Annotated in this window: 8 protein-coding genes; 5 read left to right on the top strand and 3 right to left on the bottom strand. The window is 57.5% G+C overall.

Going from position 1 to position 8,902, the window contains the following annotated elements; all coding sequences use genetic code 11:
* Positions 1 to 164: 164 nt before the first annotated feature.
* The 5 genes from yqaB (at position 165) to ADJ24_RS05540 (ending at position 4,272) form a co-directional block, all read left to right on the top strand.
* Positions 165 to 731 carry a fructose-1-phosphate/6-phosphogluconate phosphatase gene (yqaB, locus tag ADJ24_RS05560; RefSeq protein ID WP_023308940.1) on the top strand — a complete coding sequence of 189 codons (567 nt, stop codon included), beginning with the start codon at positions 165 to 167 and terminating at the stop codon, positions 729 to 731.
* Entirely contained in the window at positions 728 to 1,156 is a 429-nt protein-coding gene (locus ADJ24_RS05555; protein ID WP_023308939.1) for a YqaA family protein, read from the top strand. The genes yqaB and ADJ24_RS05555 overlap by 4 nt, the downstream gene beginning before the upstream one ends.
* An 83-nt stretch (positions 1,157 to 1,239) precedes the next feature.
* The gene (gene gshA / locus ADJ24_RS05550; RefSeq protein ID WP_023308938.1) at positions 1,240 to 2,784 is read left to right on the top strand and encodes a glutamate--cysteine ligase; all 1,545 of its coding nucleotides are present in this window, start codon (positions 1,240 to 1,242) and stop codon (positions 2,782 to 2,784) included.
* 153 nt (positions 2,785 to 2,937) lie between these two features.
* Positions 2,938 to 3,453, top strand: coding sequence for an S-ribosylhomocysteine lyase (gene luxS / locus ADJ24_RS05545; RefSeq protein WP_008499539.1), 516 nt, complete (start codon positions 2,938 to 2,940; stop codon positions 3,451 to 3,453).
* Positions 3,454 to 3,507: 54 nt separating this feature from the next.
* A complete protein-coding gene (locus ADJ24_RS05540) occupies positions 3,508 to 4,272 on the top strand; it encodes an AraC family transcriptional regulator (protein WP_023308937.1) in 765 nt (254 codons plus the stop codon).
* Here ADJ24_RS05540 and leuA read toward each other — a convergent pair.
* The 3 genes from leuA to emrA all read right to left on the bottom strand — a co-directional run bounded on the left by leuA (position 4,259) and on the right by emrA (position 8,833).
* Entirely contained in the window at positions 4,259 to 5,914 is a 1,656-nt protein-coding gene (gene leuA / locus ADJ24_RS05535; RefSeq protein ID WP_023308936.1) for a 2-isopropylmalate synthase, read from the bottom strand. The two genes, ADJ24_RS05540 and leuA, sit on opposite strands and share 14 nt — an antisense overlap.
* Positions 5,915 to 6,096: 182 nt before the next feature.
* Positions 6,097 to 7,644 (bottom strand): multidrug efflux MFS transporter permease subunit EmrB, encoded by a 1,548-nt coding sequence (gene emrB / locus ADJ24_RS05530; RefSeq protein WP_023308935.1) that lies wholly within the window; start codon positions 7,642 to 7,644, stop codon positions 6,097 to 6,099.
* A gap of 16 nt (positions 7,645 to 7,660) precedes the next feature.
* Positions 7,661 to 8,833, bottom strand: a complete 1,173-nt coding sequence (gene emrA, locus ADJ24_RS05525) for a multidrug efflux MFS transporter periplasmic adaptor subunit EmrA (RefSeq protein WP_023308934.1) — start codon at positions 8,831 to 8,833, stop codon at positions 7,661 to 7,663.
* Between the last annotated feature and the right edge of the window lie 69 nt (positions 8,834 to 8,902).

The following is an 8,902-nucleotide window of genomic DNA, read 5'->3' as shown; positions in this document are numbered from 1 at the left end:
GGCTACGAACCGAGCGGTCGGAGGTTCGAATCCTCCCGGATGCACCATCTTCTCCTTCTTTGTTTATTCCTTCGACGTTCCGTCAGCAATCACACTCTCAATCAGCGACAAAAATCACCATTTACGATAAAGTAATGCTTTGTTAATCGTTTAGCGAGAGCACGATGTACGCACAGTATGACGGTTTGATCTTCGATATGGACGGCACTCTCCTGGATACCGAACCCACGCATCGTCAAGCCTGGACTGACGTCCTGGGCCGCTACGGAATGCGTTTCGATCTTCAGGCGATGATTGCCCTCAACGGATCCCCCACCTGGCGTATTGCGCAGGCCGTGATTGAACTGAATCAGGCCGATCTCGACCCGCATCTGCTCGCGCGCGAAAAAACCGATGCGGTAAAAGCCATGCTTTTAGATACCGTACGCCCTCTGCCGCTGATTGATGTGGTAAAAGAGTGGCACGGTCGCCGCCCGATGTCGGTAGGAACTGGCAGTGAAAGCTCGATTGCAGAAGCTTTGCTCAATCATCTTGGCCTGCGCCACTATTTTTCTGCGGTGGTCGCCGCCGATCATGTTAAACATCACAAGCCCGCACCGGACACCTTCCTGCTTTGCGCAGAGTTAATGGGCGTCCCGGCGGCAAAATGTGTCGTGTTTGAAGACGCCGATTTCGGCATTCAGGCCGCGCGTGATGCCGGTATGGATGCGGTGGATGTGCGCTTACTGTGAGTGACGCGCTGTCACTTGCTTCATTATTCGCCAGCAGTTTTTTAAGCGCCACGCTGTTACCGGGAAATTCGGAAGTGGTGCTGGTGGCGATGCTGTTGTCCGGCGTGAGTCAGCCCTGGCTGCTTGTATTAATAGCAACAATGGGTAATAGCCTTGGAGGGCTGACTAACGTTATTCTTGGGCGTTTCTTTCCGCTGCGCGAAAAATCGCGCTGGCAGGAAAAGGCAGTCGACTGGCTAAAACGCTATGGCGCTGCCACGCTGTTATTAAGCTGGATGCCTGTAATAGGCGATTTACTGTGTCTGCTGGCGGGATGGATGCGCATCTCCTGGGGACCGGTGCTCTTTTTTTTGTGCCTTGGCAAGGCGTTGCGCTATGTTCTCGTGGCGTGGGCAACACTACAGGGTATGACGTGGTGGCACTAATTGGTGGAATAAATACGCGACCTTCAATCGTCAACCATTACAATTATGCTGAGTAACATTACTTTGACAGGCGGGAGGTCAATTTGATCCCGGACGTATCTCAGGCGCTGGCCTGGCTGGAAAACCACCCTCAGGCATTGAAGGGTATTCAGCGTGGTCTTGAGCGTGAAACGCTGCGCGTTAACGCGGACGGTAGCTTAGCGACGACGGGTCACCCGAAGGCGTTAGGCTCGGCGCTGACACATAAATGGATCACAACCGATTTCGCTGAAGCACTACTGGAGTTCATCACGCCAGTAGAGGGTGATATTGATCATATGCTGACGATTATGCGCGATATCCATCGCTACACCGCGCGCAACATGGGCGACGAACGTATGTGGCCCCTCAGCATGCCGTGCTATATCGAGCAGGGCCAGGAGATTGAGCTGGCGCAGTACGGCACGTCAAATATCGGCCGGCTGAAAACGCTCTATCGCGAAGGGCTGAAAAACCGCTACGGCGCGTTGATGCAGACGATCTCGGGCGTGCATTATAACTTCTCGCTGCCAATGGCGTTCTGGCAGGCGAAATGCGGTGAAACGGATAAAGATGCGATCTCTGAAGGCTACTTCCGCCTGATCCGCAACTATTACCGTTTCGGCTGGGTGATCCCGTATCTGTTTGGGGCCTCCCCTGCGATCTGTTCTTCGTTCCTGCAGGGGAAACCGACCACGCTGCCGTTCGAGAAGACCGAGTGCGGAATGTACTATCTCCCGTACGCCACCTCTCTGCGCCTGAGCGATCTCGGTTATACCAATAAATCGCAAAGCAATCTCGGTATTACGTTTAACGAATTGCACGAATATGTGGCAGGATTGAAGCGGGCGATCAAAACCCCGTCGGAAGAGTACGAGAAAATCGGCCTCGAAAAAGACGGCAAACGCCTGCAAATCAACAGCAATGTACTGCAGATTGAAAACGAGCTGTATGCGCCTATTCGTCCTAAGCGCGTAACGCGCAGCGGTGAAACCCCGTCGGATGCGCTGCAGCGCGGCGGGATCGAATACATTGAAGTGCGTTCGCTGGATATCAACCCGTTCTCACCGATTGGCGTTGATGAGCAGCAGATTCGCTTCCTGGATCTGTTTATGGTCTGGTGCGTGCTGGCGGATGCGCCGGAAATGAGTTCAGACGAACTGCTCTGTACCCGTACAAACTGGAATCGCGTGATTCTGGAAGGGCGTAAGCCGGGCCTGACGTTGGGTATTGGCTGCGAAACGGCACAGTTCCCGCTGACCAAAGTCGGCAAAGATCTGTTCCGCGATCTGAAGCGTGTTGCCCGCACAATGGACAGCATTGACGGCGGCGACGCGTATCAACAGATCTGCGACCAGCTGGTGGAATGTTTTGATAATCCGGAACTGACGTTCTCAGCGCGTATTCTGCGTTCTATGATCGATCAGGGCATTGGCGGCACGGGGCGTTCACTCTCAGCGGAGTATCGTGAGATGCTGATGCAGGAGCCGTTAGAAGTGCTGAGCGAAGCAGATTTTGCCGCGGAACGCGATGCGTCCGTGGTGCGTCAGAAAGAGGTTGAAGCGGCGGATACCGAGTCGTTTGAGGCGTTTCTGGCGAAGCAGTCTTAAGCAGAAAAGAAAAAGGCCACATCGCTGTGGCCAAAATATACATCTCTGAATTCAGGGATGATGATAACAAATGCGCGTCTTTCATATACTCAGACGTGCATTCTGTAGAAGAGTTCAGTTTATTTTAAAAAAAATCACTATCGGAGGTGACGTATGCCGTTATTAGATAGCTTTACTGTCGACCATACCCGTATGGAAGCACCTGCAGTACGCGTGGCGAAGACTATGCACACCCCGCACGGCGACACGATCACCGTCTTCGATCTACGTTTCTGCGTGCCAAATAAAGAAGTGATGCCAGAGAAAGGCATTCATACCCTGGAACACCTGTTCGCCGGTTTCATGCGTGACCATCTGAACGGCAACGGCGTTGAGATCATCGACATCTCCCCTATGGGCTGCCGTACCGGTTTCTACATGAGCCTGATTGGCCAGCCGGAAGAGAAACGCGTCGCTGATGCGTGGAAAGCGGCGATGGAAGACGTGCTGAAGGTGAAAGAGCAGAACCAGATCCCTGAGCTGAACGTTTACCAGTGCGGTACTTACCAGATGCACTCTCTGGAAGAAGCGCAGGAAATCGCGCGTCACATCATCGAGCGTGATGTTCGCGTGAACAGCAACGAAGAGCTGGCCCTGCCAAAAGAAAAACTGCAGGAACTGCACATCTAGTGCACCTTTTCCCTCTCCCTCCGGGAGAGGGTAGGGTGAGGGTGGTTTAACCCCATGACCACAACCGCAACCTTCTCCTTTACCCATCGTCCCCTCGTTCCGTTCGCCCATGATTACGTTCATGGTGACAGCGAGCCGTGGCATGAGCACGACTGCGCGCAGCTGTTGCACACCCTGAGCGGCGTGGTACGGGTCGATACCGCATCGGGCTGCTGGGTTGTTCCTCCGGGTCGCGGCGTCTGGCTACCGGCGGGGACTCGCCACTCGCTTCGCATCACCGGCAACGTGGCGGCGCGAACGCTGTTCATCGATCCGCTGGCGCGGGCCGATCTCCCGGCCTCCTGTCAGATCGTGCAGATCGCGCCGCTGCTGCGCGAGCTGATCCTCTTCTCTCTTGCTTTACCTGAATCGTACTCGCCCGGCAGCCGGGATGAACGCGTCTATGAACTCATTCTCGATGAAATCCGCACCATGCCGGTGCTGCCGTTTCATCTGCCGGAGCCGGAAAGCGAGGCGTTACGCCACCTGTGTCTGCTAATCCGGCAAAACGCGGGGGAGAGCTGGGGCAGCGCGCAGGCCGCGAGCATGATGAACATGAGCGAACGCACCCTGAACCGCCATTTTCAGCAGCAGACGGGATTAAGCTACGGCGAGTGGTTGAGAAGGGCGCGCCTGCTGGAAGCCTTAGTGCGGCTGGCGCAGGGCCAGCCAGTGCTGCGCGTGGCGCTGGATCTGGGTTACGGCAGCCACAGCGCCTTTACGGCAATGTTCCGCCGGGTGATGGGCGTCTCACCCAGCGATTACTTTAAGAACGACTGACGGCGTTTAAGAGCGCCTGAAGCGACGCGCGCGCCACGTCGCTGTCGATGCCCACGCCCCAGCGGCTGCTCCCGTCCTGGAACAGGCAGCGGATGTAGGCCACCGAGCGGCTGTCGCTGCGTTCGCCTAACGTATGCTCGTGATAATCCTTAATCACGAACGGGGCGTTGACCCAGCGGCTCAAGCCGTGAGCGGCGGCGGAGAGCAGACCGTTACCCTGACCTTCCAGCTGACGCGTTCCCCCCTGCGTAGCGATGCTTGCCGTCAAACGCAGCTGGCCGTCCTGCTGGCTGTCGCTGCGGTAGGATTGCAGCGCAAACTGCGGCGTGGCTACCAGGCCGTAGCGGGTGCGGAACAGCTGCCACAGCGCATTCTGCGTCATCTCTTTTCCGTGGCGATCGGTTTCCTGCTGCACGTGCTGGCTGAAATCCTGCTGCAGGGCGCGGGGTAATTTCAGGCCATGATTCTGTTCGATGAGCCACGCGCTGCCGCTTTTCCCTGACTGGCTGTTCACGCGGATCACCGCTTCGTAGGTGCAGCCGATGTCCTGCGGATCGACGGGCAGATACGGCATCCCCCAGAGATCGCCAGGCCTGCGGGCATCAAAGCCTTTTTTGATCGCATCCTGGTGCGAGCCGGAGAAGGCGGTATAGGCCAGCCGGCCTGCCCACGGGTGGCGCGGATGCACCGGCAGCTGGTTGCAGGCTTCCACCACTTCCACGACCCGGTTCATATCGCTAAAGTCGAGATTCGGGCTGATGCCCTGGCTGTAGAGGTTCATCGCCAGCGTCACCAGGCAGACGTTGCCCGTGCGCTCGCCGTTACCAAACAGACAGCCCTCCACGCGGTCTGCCCCCGCCATCACGGCCAGCTCGGCGCTGGCGACGCCGGTACCGCGGTCGTTATGCGGATGTACGCTGATGCAGACATCCCGGCGGCGGCTGAAGTGGCGACAGAAATACTCGATCTGGTCGGCATAGACGTTTGGCGTGCTCACTTCGACGGTGGCCGGTAAGTTGATCACCATGGGCCGTTCGTCGCACGGCTGCCAGATCTCCGCCACGGCTTCACAAATCTCCAGCGCAAACTCCGGCTCGGTAAAGCAGAAGGTCTCCGGGGAATACTCATACTGCCAGCGGGTGTCCGGGTTCTCTTCACACTGCTGACGAATAAGCCGCGTGGATCGCGTCGCTAGCTCGACGACTTGCGCTTTCTCCATGCCGAATACCAGGCGGCGGAACAGCGGGGCGGTGGCGTTATACAGATGAACGGTGGCCTGTTTTGCACCGCGCAGGGATTCGAAAGTGCGATGGATGAGATCTTCCCGCGCCTGGGTTAATACCTGAATCGTGACGTCATCCGGGATACGGTTCTCTTCAATCAGCTGGCGAACAAAGTTGAAATCCGTCTGCGAGGCGGACGGGAAGGCGACCTCAATCTCTTTGAATCCGCAGCCCAGCAGCAGATCCCAGAACTGCAGCTTGCGGGCGCTGTCCATCGGCTCGGCAAGGGCCTGGTTGCCGTCGCGCAGGTCGGTTGAGAGCCAGCGCGGCGCGCGGGTAATGCGTTGCTCCGGCCAGCGGCGGTCGGGCAGGAAAAGGGTCGGATAGGGTTGGTACTTGTCGGCGGGTGTGTTCAGCATGATGCGCTCCTGTTGTCTTTTCACTATCGTGAATTGATTTCAGGAGCGCTGCTTTATCGGAACTGACAATCGCTGTCGCGTTCTGGACAGGGTGCGGTTTTTTGCCGGATGGCGGCTACGCCTTATCCGGCCTACGTTCGTAGGCCCGGTAAGCGAAGCGCCACCGGACAACTGTCAAAGGACTAGTGCGCCCCACCGCCGCCGCTACCGGCGCCAAACGGTGGTTTAGCAAACCACACCAGCCCCAGCAGGACGATAAAGATCCCCGCCGATATCCAGAAAATCTCGTTGGCCGAGATAATCAGACCCTGGTTGGTGATCTGCTGGGCGATCCAGCCGGACGCCTGCTGTTCCGTCATACCCATTCCCTGAAGCTGGTTGTACATCTCCCGGGAGTTCGGATTGAATGGGTTCACCGCTTCGGTCAGCTGGGCATGGTGCATCGATTCACGGTTCGTCCACAGGGTGGTGGTGATCGACGTACCAATCGAGCCCGCCAGCGTTCGCGTAAAGTTCGACAGGCTCGATGCTGCCGCCATGCGCTCAGGCGGTAAACCGGAAAGCGTGATGGTGGTCAATGGCATAAAGAAGCACGCCACGGCAAAGCCCTGAATAAACTGCGGCCACGCGGACGCGCCAAAGTCCATTCCCGGTTCGAACGTATACGCGCGCCAGTAGAAGCACACGGCGTACATGATAAAGCTGAACGTCACCAGCCGGCGCATGTCGAGCTTGTGGGCGAAGCGGCCAATAATCGGCGACAGCAGAACCGGAATCAATCCAACCGGCGCCGAGGCTAAACCTGCCCAGGTTGCGGTGTAGCCGTATACCTCCTGCAACAGCTGCGGCAGCAGTACAATCGCGCCGAAGTAGAGCATGTAGGCGAGGCTGATACACAGACAGCCTATAGTGAAATTTCGCGACTTAAACAGCGACAGGTCGACTATCGGGTTATCGTCCGTCAGCTCCCAGACAATCAGGAAGCTCAGCGACACCACCGCGACAATCGTCAGGATGATGATCTCCCGGGAGTTGAACCAGTCCAGCTCTTTGCCCTGGTCGAGCATGACCTGCAGGCTACCGATGCCGACAACCAGCAGTGCCAGACCTATGGCGTCGATACGCCGCTGTTCCGTACGGGTTTCTCTGCCGCGCAGCGACTGGAGCGTCAGCATTACCACGAGGGCGCCAATCGGTACGTTGATGAAGAAGATCCAGCCCCAGTGGTAATTGTCGCTGATATAGCCGCCTAAGATAGGCCCGCAAATCGGCGCGACAATTACGGTCATTGACCACAGCGCCAGCGCAATCGAGCGTTTGGCGGGCGGGTAGTTGTTCAGCAGTAAGCTCTGCGACAGCGGAATCAACGGCCCGGCGACAATCCCCTGAATGACGCGGAAGAAAATCAGCATCGTCAGGCTGCTGGACATGCCGCACGCCCAGGAGGCAAGAACGAACAATACCGTCGACCAGAGGAACAGCTTCACTTCACCGACGCGTTTTGCCAGCCAGCCGGTAATCGGAATGGAGATGGCGTTTGCCACCCCAAACGAGGTAATGACCCAGGTCCCCTGGCTCAGCGACGAGCCAAGGTTACCGGCGATGGTCGGGATCGCCACGTTTGCGATGGTGGAGTCCAGCACCTGCATGAATGTCGCCAGCGACAGCGCGATGGTCATAATGACCAGCTGCGCGCCTTCCAGCGGTTTTTGCGGCTTTTGCTGTTGCATAACGCTCACCTTCGGATTAACCGGCGTTTGCCTTCACGATGTCATCGATCAGCTTGTTGACCGGATCGAGGCTAATTTCACGGGCGTTACTTTCATAAGCCGGGCTGCTGCGCACCTGGCTTGCCAGGATCTGACCGTCGCGGTTGGCGGTGTCGACCGTCACCAGCGTAGAGAGGCCGATACGCAGCGGGTGATCCGCCAGCTGTTTGGCATCCAGCTCAATACGCACGGGCAGACGCTGAACCACTTTGATCCAGTTACCGGTGGCGTTTTGCGCAGGCAGCAGGGAGAAAGCGCTGCCGGTCCCCATGTCCAGACCAACCACTTTACCGGTGTACTTCACGTCATCGCCGTAGATGTCACTGACAACCGTCGCGCTCTGGCCGATACGCATATGGGCAAGCTGCGTCTCTTTAAAGTTTGCGTCTACCCACAGATTGTCTGCCGGCACGACCGCCATCAGCGGCGTGGTTGGGCTAATCTGCGCCCCTGGCTGGACGGAACGACGGGAGACATAGCCGGTCATCGGGCTGACGATTTTGGTACGCTGCAGGGCAAGCCACGCGTTGCGCACTTCGGTCGCCGCCTGCTGTACGGCAGGCTGGTTTTCCAGGCTGGTGCCCAGCACCATCGCCTGGTTAGCGTTGTACTGTTGAATGGCTACATCCAGCTGTGCCTGAGCGCTGGCAACGGCGTCGCGGGCATGCTGCAGCTCTTCACGGCCAATCAGGTTGGCGGTGCCGAGCGGAACGCGGCGGTTCAGGTCGCTCTGCGCCTGCGCCAGCGCCGTTTTCTGCACGTCGATGTTGGCCTGCAGCTGTTTGCTGTTGATCATCAGCTGACGGGTCTGACGGACGCTGGAGGCCAGCGCGGTCTGTGCTTTTTCAAACGCCTGCTGGGCGTCGGTTGGATCGAGGGTCACCAACACATCGCCTTTTTGCACAAAGTCGGTATTGTCAGCCCAGACTTTCGTCACGCTGCCCGACACCTGCGCCATAATTTGTACCTGGTTCCCTGCCACGTACGCGTCGTCAGTCTCTTCAGCATGACGCAGTACTAAAAACCAATAGATCCCATATGCCACGGCAATAATGATAAAGAGCAAGGTCAACAGAAGAAGGGCGCTCTTACGTTTGCCTTTCTTGTTGGCCGGTTGCTGCGGGGTAGTGCTCTCCGCATTTGCGCTCATTGTTGTTCTCCACGATCTTCTTATTTTCACATCGGCTGAGCCGACCTGTTGTCAGAAAGGCCAGCACTG

Origin of the sequence: Enterobacter sp. 940_PEND, from assembly GCF_001059415.1 — a bacterium.
GTDB lineage: Bacteria > Pseudomonadota > Gammaproteobacteria > Enterobacterales > Enterobacteriaceae > Enterobacter > Enterobacter cloacae_M.
This window is presented reverse-complemented; position numbering and strand designations above follow the sequence as displayed.